This window comes from Caballeronia concitans, from assembly GCF_001544615.1.
Classification (GTDB): Bacteria; Pseudomonadota; Gammaproteobacteria; order Burkholderiales; family Burkholderiaceae; genus Caballeronia; species Caballeronia concitans.
On record NZ_FCNV02000002.1, the window covers coordinates 723,049 to 738,517 of the forward strand.

A 15,469-nucleotide genomic window follows, 5' to 3' on the forward strand; every position below is an offset into this window, starting at 1 on the left:
GTGCACCGCGACAAGGGGATGACAGAATGCCAGGCGATCGTGAGCAAAGAGAGATCGACACCGATCTCGCGAACGCGCTATATGCCGCGGACCCTGCATCGTTCATCGCGCACGGCTGTGCCATTTCCCTTCTCGGCGCGGTCTATCTCACCCGCCCCGGCGACACGCGGCTCACTCTTCTCTGCATGCATTTCTATGGCGTGGGCATCGCGCTCATGCTGACGGTGTGGGCGTGGCGGCGTCTTCATCCGTTTGCCTTGAGCGCACGCGAATGGATCAATGTTCACGCGCTCGCCAACGTAGCGCTTCACGCGGCTCCCGGTTTTTCTATGTGGTTCGCGATCCGAAACGATATGGACGAAACCGCCGCTATCCATACCGTGCTGCTCGTCGCGCTGGCCGCGCTCGCATACGCGTCGAACGGGCTGTGTGCGTTGAATCTGTCCGCCGCCGTGTTGACGCTGATCGCGCCCGCCATCGTCTTGAATCTGATTCTGCCGGGGCCCGCGCGCGTTGAAATGAGCGCGCTGCTCGCCGCGTGCGGCGTCGCGGTATGCGTGTTCGCGGCGCAGCATCGGCGGCGATATAGGCGCATCGTCGCGGCGCTCGTGAACCAGCAACGGCTCGCCGAGACCATCACGCGGCAGAAGTGCCTGATCGAAGATGCGAGCCGCGCCAAGACCCGCTTCTTCGCCGCCGCGAGCCACGATCTCAGGCAGCCGCTGCACGCCATCGGCCTGCTTGCGCAAGCGCTGTGCGAACGCGGCGCGAAAGCCGAAGAACGCGATGAAACGGCGCAGCACATCATGGCGAACGTCGAGGCGCTGAACCATCTCTTCAATCAGGTGCTCGATCTCGCGCGCATCGAAAGCGGCGTCACGCAGGTCATCACGCAGCACTTCCGGCTCTCGGAACTGCTCGCGCGCATCGACAAGCAGTTCCGTCCCGCCGCCGCCGCGAAAGGGCTTGCGTTCAGGATCGCGCCGACCGATTGCATCGCGAATACGGACCCCGTGCTGCTCGAACGCATTCTCATCAACCTCGTGTCCAACGCGGTGCGCTACACCGAGCGCGGCGCGATCTGGATCGGCGTGCGGCACGGCGTGGATCGCGAGCGCTGCCATATCGAAGTGCGCGATTCGGGTATCGGCATCGCGCCGCACGAACACGAACTCGTTTTCGAGGAGTTCTATCAGGTGCCGCTGCCGCAATTCCCGGTGCGGCAAGGACACGGCCTCGGCCTGCCGACGGTGCGACGCCTCATCCGCATGCTCGGCGACGAACTCACGCTGCGCTCGGACCTCGGGCGCGGCACGACCGTGCGCGTGCCGGTCAAGGTCGGCGAGGCGGGGCTGATTACCGCGAGTCTTTCCGCGCCGCCTTCGGTGGGCGCGCCGCTCGAAGGCCGCCAGATTCTGTGTGTCGATGACGACCCCGCCAATCTCGATGCTCTCGGCACGCTGCTCACGCGCTGGGGTTGCGTCGTGCGCGGCTGCCGCGACGAACTCGCGGCGGTGCGTGCGATCGCCGAGGGCTTCGTGCCGGACGCGTTTCTTTGCGACTACCGGATCGGCCGTCAGCAAACCGGTGTGGAGGCGATTAGCGCTGTGCGCGAGGCGCTGCGGCGGCGCGGACACAACGAACTGGCGTGCGTGATGATTACCGGCGACATGGCATCGCCCGAACTGTCCGCGCTCGCCGCCGATGGCGTGCCGGTCCTGCGCAAGCCGGTGACGCCGGCACGTCTGCGCCGCACGCTCGACATGCTCTTGCAGGAGAGCGGGCAGAACGAGGCCGCGTGAATCGAACGAAGCACCTAGAGTTCGCGCCCCGCCTGCAGCCAGCCGTTGATGACCGCGATCGCCGACGAGCGGTTATGCACGCCGAGCGCCCGGAAAATGACCGACAGATGGACCTTGACGGTTCCTTCGGCGACTTGCAGTTCGCGCGCGATCATTTTGTTGGTGCAGCCGCGATGCACGAGCCGCATGATTTCGCGCTGCCGTGGCGAGAGGTTTTCCATCAGATGCAGATGATGCGGCGCGAGCGCGGCGGCGGGGCCGTTCGTCGTGATGGTCGGGGAAGGACACGCGGGTCGCGCCGGTGCAGACCGCGCCGCGCCGATGAGACTGAGCGCCTCGATCGGCACATACGCGCCGCCCGAGAGCACGAGTTCGATGGCCTTGAGCATGACGTTGGCCGGCTCGCGCTTGGGCACGAAGCCGAGCGCGCCGGCGGCGAGCACGGCGCGCATTTCATCGACGGATTCTTCCGCCGAGAGCACGACGAGCGGCAGCGCGGGATTCGCCTTCAGCAGCGTCGCCAGCGACGACGCGCCCGCCATGCCCGTCATGTGCAGGTCCACGATGGCGAGATCGTGGTTCGCTTCGGGCCGCGCGGCGGCGGCGAGCGTGTCCCAGCTATCGGCTTCGTCGAATTGCGCTTCGGGATCGATTCCGCGCAACAGCGACTTGACGGCCTGACGGATCAGTTCGTGGTCGTCGGCGACGAGGAACCTCATGCTGTCTCCCGGCTGAGTGTCGCGATGCGCGGCGCTTTTCTCGTGCGCGCATCACGCATCATTCACTGTGTATCGTCGACGCACAAGTCCGGGTCGCTCACGACGCAATCCGCGCTCGGCAACGCGGGTCCGCCGCGCACGCGCACGCCCGATTCCTTCGCGGAGATGCGCAGCCCCTTCGGCAGCAGCAGCCACATCTGCGTCGGCTGCTTCATTCTGCTCGCCTTCTGCTGCGCCTGCGCGCCGGTGCCGAAGAAGTAGTCCGCGCGCACCGCGCCACGTATCGCGCCGCCCGCGTCCTGCGCCATCAAAAGCCGCGTGACCGATGCCCCCGATCCGCTCTCGCTCGCATCGATGAACACGGGTGCGCCGAGCGGCGTGGTGCGCGGATCGATCGCGGCGGAGCGTTCGGGCGACAGCGGCACGCCGAGCGCGCCGATCGGCCCCGACGACGAATCCGGAATCGGGCGGAAGAAGACGTAGCTCGGATCGGATGTGGCGAACGTGTAGGCGAGGGGCGTCGAGGTGAGCGGAGCGGGCGCTGTGGTCGTTGCGCGCGGCGAATCGATCCGCGCCACGCCTGCATTTCCCGAAACCGATGGCGTGCTCACGCGCGCCGGATGCACCGCGGGCGTCGCGCTCTTAGCAAGCGTGAAGCCGCGCAGGAGCGGGGAGTCGGGGTTGGCGTCGGCGCTTTGATCGTCGCTCGAAGGCGATGCGTCCGCGTCCTGCGCGCCGCGCAGCAGCGGAGATTGAGGCGTGTCGTCGGATGCGGACGCGCCCGCGCCATCCGGCGTGTTCGTCACGCTCACTGCGCCTTCTTCCAGCGCGATCTCGACGCCGCGCACCAGGATCTTGCGACCCTTGCTCTGCGCGCTCGCAACCGGCGGATTGAATGCGAAGCCGTTTTGCTCGGCATAAGCGAGCCGGATCACGCTCACGCCGTCCGGCAGCACGATCTTTCCCGCGCCCTGCAATTGCATCGAGTAGAGCATCGCGGGATCGGAGACATAGGCCAGCACCGGCGCATCGATGCGCCCGCGTTCGATCTGCGCGCGCGACAGGTACGGCACGATGCGCCCGCCCACGAGGCGCAGCCGCAGCTTCTTGTCGCGGATGTCGGGCACGCTGTTGCCTAAATCGAGCGCGTAGACGCCCTTCGCCCGGCTCATCGAAAGCGCCGCGAGCGGTACCACCGAGCGGCCTTCGATGCGCGCCATCATCGGTTCCGAGCGCGCGTTCGGTGGCAGCTTGCGGGAATCGAGGAAGAGCATGTCGCGCGGGACGCCGTAGACCGGGTACACGTACGGCGGTTCGTAGCGGCGGCTGCCGCGCATCACCGGTTCGTAGTAGCCGGTCAACACGCCGCGCGATGTGCGGTCCACGTTGCTGATCTGATAGACCGTGAAGTTCTCTTCGAAGAACTGCCGGATGGCGGTGCGGTCCGTTGCGCTTATTTTTCGCGATGCCGCGCACGGGGCGGCCCAGGCGGGTTTGCCGCCCAGCACCGAGCAGCTCCGGCGGAAGGCTTCCCAGGATTCGGCTACGTCATCCCTCGACCAGCCGGGGACGGCTGTGAAGGGGACCGGGGTGTACAAGGCGTTCTTTGTCGCGAACGGGGTCGCTGTGCCCGACAGTTGGGCCGATGGGGTCGCCGGTAACGGGCTCGTTATGCCAGGCTCTTGCCCCGTCGGTGCGGCGCTTACTATGCTCGGTTCTTCTTTCGCTTCGTTCTGTGGTGCTAGCGTGGGGGCATTTGCCTCCGCGGCAGCGGGCGGTGGGTTTGTCGCGCAACCACTCGCTATGCTTATTGCCGCTGCTGCGGCTAGCAGCTTTAACACGGTTAATTCGTCGGAGCCCTTCGCTTCTTGTGACATGGTTTCCTCGTCACGTTTTCCCTTTTCTTATTTTCGTGTCGGTCTATTAGCTCGCCCCTCCCCGGGGCGGGGGTCACTTTCTTTGCTGCTGCAAAGAAAGTAACCAAAGAAAGCAGCCTTTTCGCCCGCTGTTCTGAATCAGGGTGCACTCCGTAGAACCACGTTGGCACTCAGCTTGAATCAACCCTGAATCACCCTCCGCGCCCACTGAGCGCCACGTCCTCCGAGCCCCTCGGCTCGTTAACACCATCGGTGCTTTCAATGCCTCGTGGTCTCTCAAGCCTTTCGGTTTTTCTTCATCCATCAAGCCATAACACAGCACTCCGTAGAACAACGTTGGCACTCAGCTTGAATCAACCCTGAATCACCCTCCACGCCCACTGAGCGCCACGTCCTCCGAGCCCCTCGGCTCGTTAACACCATCGGTGCCTTTCAATGTCACCCATCATTTAGACGAACGCACCACGTCGATTTTGAACGTCGCCGCTCCATACGCCACCGGACACGACGGCGCCGCACTCCCGCACGACGGCACACCCGCAAACGGCGACGCACTCAACGTCCGCTGCGCCGCCGCCAATGCCTGCGCCGAAGTCGACAAACTCGGGAATACCGAATCGTGCGTCAAATCCAACGCCGAAAAATCTCGCGGCGCCAACGACACGATCGCCACGAAATGATTCTCCCCAATCGGCTCGCCCGCCTGCATCGGCCACGCCGCTCGCGGCAACACCATCCGCCTCCCCGCATCGATCCGATTGTCTCGATCCAACTCATTCGGAAACAACTGCAAATACTGGTTCGCCGGATCGACCGCGAACACATACAGATATCCATCGCGATCGCTCGTCACCATGAAGCGCAACCGGTCCCGATCCACCACCGCACGCGCCAACGGCACCTCCACCTTCACCCCAACCGACGGATCCGACAACGCCTCAATCCGCGCAAACTCACCAGCAGGCGTATACGGCGGCAACGCAGGCGGCGGCGGTGTGATCGGCGAAACAGCCGGCGACGCAGCCGGCATCGATACAGGCGCCGCCGCCGATCCCGCCGCCTCGCTCGCCGTCCCCTGCACTCGATCGACACGATCCACACGATCCACTCTCGCCACCTGCGGACCTTGCTGCATCAGCTTCGGCACGAACCAGCCGAGCGCCGCCACCACCAGCGCGCACGCCGCGCCGACCATCCAGCGCACGCGCCGCCGCGACGCACTTCTACCGCGCGACGCATCCGTGCCCGCCGCACGTTCCGCCGACGCCACATCCAGCGCAATCCCCAGTTCATCCGCGAATTGCCGGTCCGTCTGCGGCCGGTCCGCCGGCGACACCGCCAGCGCATGATCGATCGCCCTTAGAAAGCGCTCCGAATAGCGGCCCGCCGCCAGCTTCGCGAGCGGCTGGTACGCATCGCTCACCATGCGCCCAACCGACGGCGGCGGCGTCTTGCCCGTGATCGCGAAATACACCATCGCGGCCAGCGCGTAATGATCCGTCCACGGCCCCTGCCTCAGCGACGCCACCTCCGCATACTGCTCGATCGGCGCATAACCCGGCTTCAGAATCACCGTCAACGCCTGCGTCATGTCGCCGATCACGCGCCGCGCCGCGCCGAAGTCCAGCAGCACCGGACGATGGCTATCGTCGAGCAGGATGATGTTGTCCGGCGATATGTCGCGATGAAAACAGTTCGACGCATGCAGCACGGCGAGCGCATCGACGAGCGGCGTCAGCAGCGCGCGCAGCCACGCTTCGTCAGGCGGCTTCGGCATCGCCTTCAACGCGTCCTTGAGCGTCACGCCCCGGTAGTACGGCATCACCATGTACGCCGTGCCGTTCGCCTCCCAGAAGCGATACACCTTCACGAGCGACTGATGATCGAATCGCGCAAGCAGCCGCGCCTCGTCGTTGATGAAGCTCTTCAGGCCCGCGCGGAACATGCTCTCGTATCGCGACGATTTCACCTGCACCTGCGTCGCCCCGACGCGCGCCGCCAGCGCAGACGGCATGTACTCCTTCACCGCCACCTCGCGATCCAGCGACGTATCCAGCGCGCGATACACAATGCCGAAGCCGCCTTCGCCGATCAGCCCCAAGATCTCGAACTCGCCGAGCCGCGTGCCGGGCGGCAGGACGCCATCAGTGGGCGGCGTCGCGGGCTTGCCCGGCATGCCCGGCTTGTTCGGCAACGGCACGCGCGCGCCGCTCACGATCACCGTCTTGTCGTCCTCGCCGCCGGCCTCGATGTTGACCTCGGTCTTGCCTTCGTCGCCGCCGTCCGGATCGCGCTCGTCGGGACGCCTGCCGGTCGCGTTCATGATGCGCGGTCCCGCAAGAGCGTCGTGAAAAGCGCCGTGTCCGGCAAGCCGTACGCCGGCCAGATGGTGAACGGGCGTGGCGTCGCTGTCGGCGGGTCCTGCGCGTCGTCCGTCGATTCTTCCGGTTGCGCGCACTGCGCCGACGTCCACATGCTCATGCCATAAAGCTCCGTCTGCCAGACCGGGGCGAAGGTGCGCGCGAGCGCATCCGGTAGCGCCGCCGCCGACTGCACGATCCACGGTTCGGTCAGCACGGCCGCGCGCGCATCGTTGACGGGCGGCGCGGGCGAGGGCGCGGGCAGCGCGGCGAGCTGCGCGTCGAGGCGCTCGATGCTGTGGTCGAAATCGAGCGCGGCGAGCGCCACGCCTTCTATCGCCGAAAGCCAGTCCCACAGCGCGACGATCTCGCCGCCGCGCGCAGGCGGGCACGGCAGCGACGCCGCGATCGTCAGCGGAAAATGCCGGCCCACGCGATCCACCGACGCCATCACCACGCCCGCCCAGCACTGCGTGAGCGTCGGCGCAATCGCGCCCGGCATCGCGAAGAAGCGCCACACCGGACACGTGAGATAGAACTCGAGCCAGTCCGCGCCGAGCGCAAGCTGCGTTTCCGCGACGCGCTGCGCGAGCCACGCGTCCCACGGCGCGACGAACGCATCCGAGAGCCGCCGCGCCGCGAAATCGCCGAGCGACGGCAGCTTGCCGTACCAGCCGGGAATGGCCGGGCCTTCATCGGCGAGGGCGTCGGCGAGATCGTCGCTCATAGGCGTTCCGGACACGAGAACGCGCGCAAATCGGCGAGCCGGAACGGATTCTCGACGCTGTTCGCCGTCACCTCGAAGCGCGCCTTGCGCCCCTCCACATCGAACGTGACGATGAAGCGCTCTGGCTGGCCCGTCGGCTGCACGTCGAGCCGGTCGAACATGCGGAAAAGCGCCCACGGTCCCTCGAACACCAGATTGCTCGCTGCGTTCGACGGCGGCGGCGTCAGTTGCAGGCTCACGCGGCCCGAGCCGCGCGCGCCGGGCCACTGAATAGCCGATGGAACCTGCGGGCCGTGCGCGTAGGTGAGGATTTGCCCGTCGATGTCGAGCGTGAACGAAAGAATCGACGGGTCCATGTCGAGCGGCTTGAACTGCAACGCCAGCGCCGGCGTCTTGCCGCCGCCCCGAAAGAACACGCCGCGAATGGTCGCCGCGCGCTCGAACTGCGCGAGCCCGGCGGGGCTGATCTGCGTCGCGGTGGAATCGGATTTCTTAAAGGCCCACGGTTTCGCGGATACGTCCACGTCCTGCGCCAGGTTCTTCTGAAAGAAGTCGTCGAACTTGCCGCCCGGCGCGAACAGCGTGCCGAAGTCCTCGGGCAGCACGTCGCGGCCGGACGCCGGCACGAACGGATAGCGCCCCGCCACCGCGCGGTTGCAGAACGCGGAAATCGACTCCTTCAGGTCCGCCGACAGATTCACGCGACGCGCCTGCAGCGTCTGCGCCGCGCCCTGACTGCCTAAGTCGAGCAGCGCCGTGCGGATCGGCTCGGGCATGCGCGCGGCCTGCGAACGCAGCTTCGCGGGCGCGTCCGAAGGCGGCGGCGCGGTCTTCTGCTGCAAGGCTTCGTCGGTGGCGCTCAGGTACGCGTAGACATCGTTGATGAGCGCGAGCGTCTGCATGATCGGCGCGGGCTGCCCGCCGCCGGGACTCGTCGCGAGCGCGCGCAGGCCGGCGAAGCGATCGTCGACGACGCTCTCCAGCCGCATTCCCGGCGCGGCCGGCGCGATGCGCGTGGGGTCCGGTCCGCGAATGATCTTTTCGAGCCGCTCGCGCGCGGCGCTGATCTTGTCGTTCGCCTTGTCGACGACCGTCGCTTCGTTGTCCGGCTTCGCGGCGAGCGTTGTTTCCCGCGATGCGGCCCGCACGAGCATCGCGAGCGGCGAATCCGGCGCGGAGAGAATGCGCGCGATCTGCACCGACTGCGAAAGCGTGTCCGCGCGCACGATGCGGATGTCGTTCAGAAATTCCGTCCATGTGCGCGCGTAGTCCTGCAAGTACAGCAGCCGCACGTCCTGCGTCAGGCGCTGCATCGCTGCGGGATCGCCGCGCGGCAGGCCGCTTTGATCGCGGATGCCGAGCACCCACGGCTCTTCGCTCGCGAGTTGCGCGGCGGTGTCATCGACGGCTTTCAGGAACGCCTTGTGATAGCCGTCGAACGAATACAGCCCCGGCACGCCGCGCGTGAGCGGCGCGCCGCTCGCCCGCACGAAGACGAGCTGCGCGTTCGGCCCGCCCGCGCGCGCGACGGTGAATTCCGGGTAATCCGCGCCCACGCCTTGCTGCTTCACGCGCCCGTAGACGCGCTGCGCGAGCGTGCTGGCGGCGAGCATCGAACGCACACTGGCCACGAGACGTTCGTCGAAAGGCAAATCAGGATGCACGACGCCGCGCGAAAACAGCGCATCCAGATGGCCGGCCAGCGCCGCGCGCTCCTCGTTGCCGACCTCGCGCGGCAGCGAGCGGTCCCAGTCGGTGACGATCCACACTTTGAGCGCATCGGGGTCCTGATGATCCGGCTGATGCAGCATCAGATACGCCTTGAGCGCTTCGTACGCGTAGCCGGGATTCGACGCGTTCGCGCTGCGCGCCTGCTCCTCGATGCGCGCGGCGAGCTTCGGCAGGAAGAGATCGGTGAGCAGCCGTTCGTATGCGCCGTTCGCGGCGGCGTCGAGTTTCGCGCCTTGCCACAGGCCCCATTGCATCGCGAGCGGCGGATGCGCGGCATCGACTTGCGGCGTGGAGCCGAGCTTTTGCACCGCCGAGAGAATCGGCAGCAGCGCGACGAGACTCGTATTCGCCGCCGATGTCCCCGCGACCGCCTCTTTCGCCGCGCGCGCGGCCTGTTCGACGTGCTGCACATACGCGCGGTTGCGCAGATAGCTCGTGCCCCACAGCGCCAGCACGCACGCGCTCAACGCCGCGATGCCCGCATACGCCGACAGCCGCCGCAGATGCCGCCGCCGCGCCCATTGCAGGTTCGATCCCGCGAGCCCTTGCTCCGCGAACACGACCTGCTTCAGCAATCGTTCGATGAAATAGCTGCGCCCGCCCGATGCGCGTGCCGGCTGCGCGCCGCGCTCGATGCGATCGATATGGAACGCCCGCGCGAGCGCGCCCATCACGCGATCGATCGGCGTGCCTTCCTGCGTGCCGCTCGTGAAATAGACGCCGCGCACGAACGGAAGCTCGTCGTGCTTCGACTGCACGAAGGTCGCGGCGAGCGCTTCGGCCAGCACGGGCTTCAACGCCGCGAACTGCTGCGGAAAGCCGATGATCGCCGCGCGCGCGGCAAGCCCGCTTTCCGCGTTCAGCCGGTCCGGCACGCGCGCGACGAGCCGCGCTTCGAGCGCATTCAGCTCGGCATCGATGCGCGCGGCGAATTCGGCGTCGGTCAAGGGATGCGCGGGATCGTACGGAAACGTGAAGCCGAAGACCTGCGCGCGCTCTTCCTTCGACATGTCCGCGAAAAACTCCGTGAAGCCCGCGAGCAGATCCGTCTTGGTGACGAGCACGTAGACCGGAAAGCGCGTGCCGAACGCCTGGATCAGCTCGCGCATGCGGGCGCGCAGCGTGGCGGCCATGTCGCCCGCGTTCGCGGACGTGGCCGCGAGCAGATCGGGCACGGCGAGCGTGAGGAACACGCCGTTGATCGGCTGGCGCGGGCGCGTCTTCCTGAGCAGCGCGAGAAAGCCCTGCCACGCGGTCTGGTCGGCGTCGCGGTCGCTTTCGTGCGTGGTGTAGCGGCCGGCGGTGTCGATGAGCACGGCTTCGTCGGTGAACCACCAGTCGCAGTTGCGCGTGCCGCCGACGCCGCGAATCTTGTCGGTGCCGAATCGCTCGGCGAGCGGAAAGCGCAGGCCCGAATGGACGAGCGCGGTCGTCTTGCCCGCGCCCGGCGCGCCGATGAACATGTACCACGGCAACTGATACAGATATTGCCTGCCCGAGAACGTGATCCAGTCGCGCCAGCCGGGCTTGCCGCCGGACGCGGTGATGCGCGCGTCGCGCAGCACGGCGAGCGCTTCGTCGAAGCGTTGCGAGAGCGTCGCGACCTCCGCTTCGCCCGCCGATGGCGCGGCGGCGCGCGCGGGCGGCGGCGCGTCGCGCATCGCGAATCCTGCTGACAATCCCTTCGACAACGCCGCCTGCGTGCGACGCGCGCGCCACGCGGAGAGCAGCATCCGCAGCACGAGCAGCAGCGCGACGCAGCCGATGGCGATGCCGCGCGCCGTCGTCGATTCGAGCGGATAGTTGCCCGCGAACGACAGCAGCGGCCCCGCGATCCAGATCACGCCGGCGATCAGCAGGAAGCCGATGCTGGTCAGCAGCACGGGATGAAACAGGATCGAGAGGATCTTCTTCATGATCACGAGCCCGGCCTGGCGAAAAGCGTCACCTCGACGCGCCGGTTGCGCGCGCGCCCGGCGGGGGAGTCGTTGGGCGCGACGGGGTCGGCGTCGCCTTGGCCTTCGGCTTTCAGGCGGGCGGCTGGCACCGTGGCCGCGAGCAGGTCGCGCACGTTCGTCGCGCGTTCCTGCGAGAGTTCCCAGTTCGACGGATAGCGCGCCGAGCGGATCGGCCGGTCGTCGGTGTGGCCGGTGACGAGGATGTTGCCGGGGACCGCGCCGAGCGCCGCCGCGATGCGCCCGATCAGCGGCCGCGTTTGCGCCGACACTTGCGCGCTGCCCGGGCTGAACACGTTGTCGCCGCGCAGCGTGATGACCGAGCGATCGACGCGGTCATCGACGGCGACGAGGCCATCGCGAATATCTTGCGCGAGGAATTCGGCGAGACGCGGCTTCGCCGCCTGCGTGACGACGAGCGGCCGTTGCGCGCCCGCGCGGATCGACGCGAGCGCGGCGAACGCGGGGTCGGAGAGGCGGCCGAGCTGGAAGCTCATCGCGAGCCACGCGGCGGCGAGCACGAGCAGCGCGAGCGCGCCCGCGACCCAGACCGGCAGCACGTCGGTGGTGCGGCGGCGCGCGGCGGGCACGCCTTCCCAGTGCGGCGAGAGCGCGCGCTCCGGATCGCCGCGCTCCTTGCGGATCAGCTGATGAAGCCGCGCGCGGATCGCGTCGAGCGTTTGCCTGCCTTGCGCCGCCACGCGATAGCGCCCTTCGAAGCCGAGCGCGAGCACGATGTTCGACAACTCCAGCAAATGCAAATGCTCGGACGGCTTCTGCGCGAGTCCCGCGAGCAGCTTGAAGACTTTCTCGCCGCCCCACGCTTCGTTGTGGAAGGTCACGAGCAGGCTTTGCCGCGCCCAAACGCCCGCGCCCCAAGGCGTGCCGGAGGCGGCTTCGTCGAGCATGGTGCAGACCATGTAGCGCGCCGCCGTGACCTGCTCGGCGGGGACGCCGTTCACGCGCGCCTGCGCCTCGAAGCGGCGCACGCCGGCGGCGAGCGAATCGCGTAGCGCGGCGGGATCGGCGCAGGCGCTCATCGCACGGATGCGCGGCGCGAGTTGCAGAAGCGGCGCGCACGCGGCGACGAGCGGATTGACCGCGCCGCCCTGAACGAATGCGGCGTCGAAGGCGCGCGGGTCGGAATCCGAGGTGTATGCGCCTTCGGTGTTCCCGCCGCCGCGCGATTCGCTCGCGCCGGGCACGCGGCGGCGCGCGCCCGGATTCGGCTTGATCATCGTCTGGTCGGATTCGAAGCCGGCGAAGGGATCGTCGTGGTTCGTCATGTCGTCGATGCCCGATGGTCTCAATGGCGGATCGCCCAGAATTCGAGTTCGAGCGCCGGAAATTCGCCCGCGATATACATCGCCAGATTGCCGGTCTGCTCCAGTTCCTTCCACAGCTCGCCGCCGCGATCCAGCTCGAAATACGAAAAGCCCGCGTGAAACGGAATCTGACGCGGCGCGACCGGCATGGCGCGCAGTCCGATGCCCGGCAGTGCGAGATTGACGAGATCGCGCAGCTTTTCGGCGGGCGCGATCTTGACCTGCGTGGGAAAGCGCGTGCGCAGCGCCTCGCCCGGCATCTGCGCGTTCGCCGCGAGGACGAAGCCCGCGCTGCGCACGAGTTCGAGGTCGTTGATGAGCGCGACGCGCACGCCGGGCTTGCGGCTCTGCAATTCGATGGCGACGGCGTCCGGTTCGCGCACTTGCGCGAGCAGTTGGCGCACGTCGCGCATCAGCGGCTCGAACGACGCGGCGATGTCGTCGTGCCGATACGGCGGATACGCGGGCACGCGGCGGCGCTCGTCGAAGGCGGCGAGGTCGCCGGCGAACGCGAGCGTCGTCTGATAAAGGCGTTCGGGATGCAGAAGCGGCGATTGCAGCAGATGCGCGTACTGCGGCTCGAAGCGGTTGAGCGTTTGCAGCAGCAGAAAATCCGCGATTTCCGCGACGCCGCCGCGCCCCGGATTCGCGAGGCGGCTCGCGAGCCGGTCCGCGTGCTGATGCGCGAGTCCCGCGAGTTCCTGCGCGTAGCCGAGAAGACGCGCGTCGGCGAGCGCGTGGAGCATCGGCGGGATGTAGGCGGGATCGAGCACCACGCGATTGTCCGCGCGGCGCTCGAGCACGCGCGCGAGGCCGATGGTCGCGAAGGCGTCGGTGGCGTCGCGCGCGAGCATGAGCCGCAGATTCGGCGCGCCGACGCGGATTTGCGCGACGCGATCGGTGCTCGTGGTGACATCGGCGACGGAGGTATCGCTCGTGCGATAGCGCAGGTGATCGACGCGGTCCGTGGCGGCGGCATCGGAGTCGAATTCCTTGGCGCCTGCGCGGGCGAGCGGGAGTGCGAGCAGCACGGTTTCGTCGCGCGTGCCGGGCGGGATGTCGAGCGGGGGCGGCGCGGGGGCGTCGTCGGGAAAGGAGAACGCGACGCCGTCGGGCAGCACGCCGAACGCCTGCGACAGCGCGATCTTGCCGAGCCCGAGCGCGATGTCGTCGATGCTCACGGCGGCCCAGCCCCACGACCACGCTTCGGTCGCGCGCGCATGGGAGCGCACGAGATGCTCGATGAAGCGGTCATGCTGCTGGAAATGCTGCGGTTCGAGGAAGAGGCCCTCGGACCAGATCATGCGTTGATGCCAGGTCATGGTGGCTCGATTCCTTGGCTCGGGCGGGCGCTTACAGGACGCGAGGGCGTTCCGGGCGCTCCGGTCAAAGAACGATTGGGGGCGGGGAATTTGGAAGGGGGGCTGCTTGTGGGGCGTCTGGTGTGACGAATGGGGCGGACGTGGGCGGATGGATCGAATTAGCGACTCTGTCAGAAAGTCCTCAAGCATCTTTTCCAGGAACCACGAACCCGGTGCCGCATCGCCAGCCGATGTTCAGTGGCACCGTGCGCAGGATGGCTGCCGTTCGCCTTCGACGTCTGATTTCACTCGGGCTCGTCCATCGGCTGCTGAGTCACGCTCATATACCGCTTGATCTACGGCTGTCCTAACGCGATCAGGTTGAGCATGGCGACGCTCAGGCGGCGCGCGAATTCATCGTCCAGTTTGTTATCGAACTCTTCCGGAGCAATAGGCAATTCCAGCTTGCCCGCGAGTAAGGGCGCTATCGCGGCCGGCTCGATTGCGTGAACCAGGAACACTCGTGTGTCTTCCGAGTAGGAGACGACAGAATACGGCGAATGAGCAGCCATCAAAATCCTCTGCACTGTTGATGACGATCAAATGCGTTCTGGCGACACAGGATCGCGCCACGACTGCCGCCCATTGCTGTATACAGCGCGTTACACATGTCGAGGTCGCGCTCATACTGGGCAAAGCAATGCGCTTCGTCCGGCTCGCTTACGGCCCTGGCCGCTGAGTCCAAGACGTCACCCAACGGCGAGTCTTCAGAATACTCGAACGGTGCCGCATTGAGCGTGGAGTCCTCATCATCGAGGCTCAGTGCCAGCGAGCCACCATCCGAACTGCTTTCCCCTAAGACTGCTCCTGCCATATCTGAACCTGAGCTTTTTATCGCCGTAGCGATCCGCCCGTCGGGCAACACATCGCCCGGTTTCGCGCTGAAAATAGCCGGCCCGTTGAACGCGGGCAGATCGATCCACGAAGATTTCCGCGTGCGCTCGAAAGAACTGCCCGATGACGCCGCCCGCGATAGTCGGCAAGCCATCTCTGATCGTCCCCTGTATCGTTAGGATACGAAAGTATCACTGGCGAACATGGGCCGAAGCCAAAATTGGTCACTTCCCAACCTTCTTCCCCACCGCCGCAGGCACCGCCTGCGCCGCGATACTCACATCGGCCGCATCGACACGCACGTTCATCACCGTCGTCTGATTCGGCGGCACGGGCTCGGTGATACGCCAGCGCGATCGTTCGATATCCCGATACGCCGCCATCACCCCGACGAACTTCGTGCCCGGCTGCACCGTCTGCTCCACGCTGCGGCTTTCGCCCGGCTTCAGCAGGAATTCGTTCTTCGCGTTGAGATCGCCGCCGAGCGTCGCCTGATCCTTGCCGTAGAGCGTGAAGAAATCGGCGCTATCGAAGGCGGCGGTCGTCTTCAGCTCGTACACGCGCACGACGACGGGCGAGGGCCGCCCCGTGTGATCCGGATTGACGCCATCGAGCGCATTCACGCTGATTCGCACGATGGTCGGCGCAGGCGGCGGAGGCGGCGACTTGCACGCGGCCACGGCGAGCATGCAAAGCAACACGGCGCAACGAGCGCAACGAAAGCAACAAAAGCAACAAAAGCAACAAAGCCGCATGAGAGCCATAAAACGCGCGCTGT

11 protein-coding genes are annotated in these 15,469 nt (G+C 66.9%); 1 reads left to right on the plus strand and 10 read right to left on the minus strand.

Going from position 1 to position 15,469, the window contains the following annotated elements; genetic code table 11:
* The first annotated feature begins 26 nt into the window (after positions 1-26).
* Complete coding sequence (locus AWB72_RS09370; RefSeq protein WP_040049269.1) at positions 27-1,802, plus strand: ATP-binding response regulator; 1,776 nt, start codon at positions 27-29, stop codon at positions 1,800-1,802.
* 14 nt (positions 1,803-1,816) lie between these two features.
* Here the strand turns inward: AWB72_RS09370 and AWB72_RS09375 are convergent, their stop codons facing one another.
* The 10 genes from AWB72_RS09375 to tssJ form a co-directional block, all read right to left on the minus strand.
* Positions 1,817-2,521, minus strand: a complete 705-nt coding sequence (locus tag AWB72_RS09375) for a response regulator transcription factor (protein WP_040049268.1) — start codon at positions 2,519-2,521, stop codon at positions 1,817-1,819.
* A gap of 62 nt (positions 2,522-2,583) precedes the next feature.
* Complete coding sequence (locus AWB72_RS09380) at positions 2,584-4,029, minus strand: MltA domain-containing protein (protein WP_342065422.1); 1,446 nt, start codon at positions 4,027-4,029, stop codon at positions 2,584-2,586.
* Between the two features lie 814 nt (positions 4,030-4,843).
* Positions 4,844-6,721: a serine/threonine protein kinase gene (locus AWB72_RS09385; RefSeq protein ID WP_040050116.1), complete on the minus strand. Its 1,878-nt coding sequence runs from the start codon at positions 6,719-6,721 to the stop codon at positions 4,844-4,846.
* Positions 6,718-7,485 carry a type VI secretion system-associated protein TagF gene (gene tagF, locus AWB72_RS09390; RefSeq protein ID WP_052449834.1) on the minus strand — a complete coding sequence of 256 codons (768 nt, stop codon included), beginning with the start codon at positions 7,483-7,485 and terminating at the stop codon, positions 6,718-6,720. The genes AWB72_RS09385 and tagF overlap by 4 nt, the downstream gene beginning before the upstream one ends.
* Positions 7,482-11,132, minus strand: a complete 3,651-nt coding sequence (tssM, locus tag AWB72_RS09395; RefSeq protein ID WP_052449833.1) for a type VI secretion system membrane subunit TssM — start codon at positions 11,130-11,132, stop codon at positions 7,482-7,484. Before tssM ends, tagF begins: the two co-directional genes overlap by 4 nt.
* Before the next feature lie 2 nt (positions 11,133-11,134).
* Positions 11,135-12,457, minus strand: a complete 1,323-nt coding sequence (locus tag AWB72_RS09400) for a DotU family type VI secretion system protein (protein ID WP_040050115.1) — start codon at positions 12,455-12,457, stop codon at positions 11,135-11,137.
* A gap of 20 nt (positions 12,458-12,477) precedes the next feature.
* Positions 12,478-13,818 carry a type VI secretion system baseplate subunit TssK gene (gene tssK / locus AWB72_RS09405; protein WP_040050114.1) on the minus strand — a complete coding sequence of 447 codons (1,341 nt, stop codon included), beginning with the start codon at positions 13,816-13,818 and terminating at the stop codon, positions 12,478-12,480.
* Between the two features lie 335 nt (positions 13,819-14,153).
* Entirely contained in the window at positions 14,154-14,369 is a 216-nt protein-coding gene (locus AWB72_RS09410) for a hypothetical protein (protein WP_052449832.1), read from the minus strand.
* The gene (locus tag AWB72_RS09415; protein ID WP_052449831.1) at positions 14,369-14,845 is read right to left on the minus strand and encodes a hypothetical protein; all 477 of its coding nucleotides are present in this window, start codon (positions 14,843-14,845) and stop codon (positions 14,369-14,371) included. Before AWB72_RS09415 ends, AWB72_RS09410 begins: the two co-directional genes overlap by 1 nt.
* A gap of 70 nt (positions 14,846-14,915) precedes the next feature.
* Positions 14,916-15,455: a type VI secretion system lipoprotein TssJ gene (gene tssJ / locus AWB72_RS09420; RefSeq protein WP_342065423.1), complete on the minus strand. Its 540-nt coding sequence runs from the start codon at positions 15,453-15,455 to the stop codon at positions 14,916-14,918.
* Positions 15,456-15,469 lie beyond the last annotated feature (14 nt).

Bases quoted from the DNA above. Each gene is read 5' to 3' on its own strand.
- AWB72_RS09375 (WP_040049268.1), bottom strand. From the start codon at position 2,521: ATGAGGTTCCTCGTCGCCGACGACCACGAACTGATCCGTCAGGCCGTC.
- AWB72_RS09400 (WP_040050115.1), bottom strand. From the start codon at position 12,457: ATGACGAACCACGACGATCCCTTCGCCGGCTTCGAATCCGACCAGACG.
- tssK (WP_040050114.1), bottom strand. From the start codon at position 13,818: ATGACCTGGCATCAACGCATGATCTGGTCCGAGGGCCTCTTCCTCGAA.
- AWB72_RS09385 (WP_040050116.1), bottom strand. From the start codon at position 6,721: ATGAACGCGACCGGCAGGCGTCCCGACGAGCGCGATCCGGACGGCGGC.
- AWB72_RS09415 (WP_052449831.1), bottom strand. From the start codon at position 14,845: ATGGCTTGCCGACTATCGCGGGCGGCGTCATCGGGCAGTTCTTTCGAG.
- tssM (WP_052449833.1), bottom strand. From the start codon at position 11,132: ATGAAGAAGATCCTCTCGATCCTGTTTCATCCCGTGCTGCTGACCAGC.
- AWB72_RS09410 (WP_052449832.1), bottom strand. From the start codon at position 14,369: ATGGCTGCTCATTCGCCGTATTCTGTCGTCTCCTACTCGGAAGACACA.
- tssJ (WP_342065423.1), bottom strand. From the start codon at position 15,455: ATGGCTCTCATGCGGCTTTGTTGCTTTTGTTGCTTTTGTTGCTTTCGT.
- tagF (WP_052449834.1), bottom strand. From the start codon at position 7,485: ATGAGCGACGATCTCGCCGACGCCCTCGCCGATGAAGGCCCGGCCATT.
- AWB72_RS09370 (WP_040049269.1), top strand. From the start codon at position 27: ATGCCAGGCGATCGTGAGCAAAGAGAGATCGACACCGATCTCGCGAAC.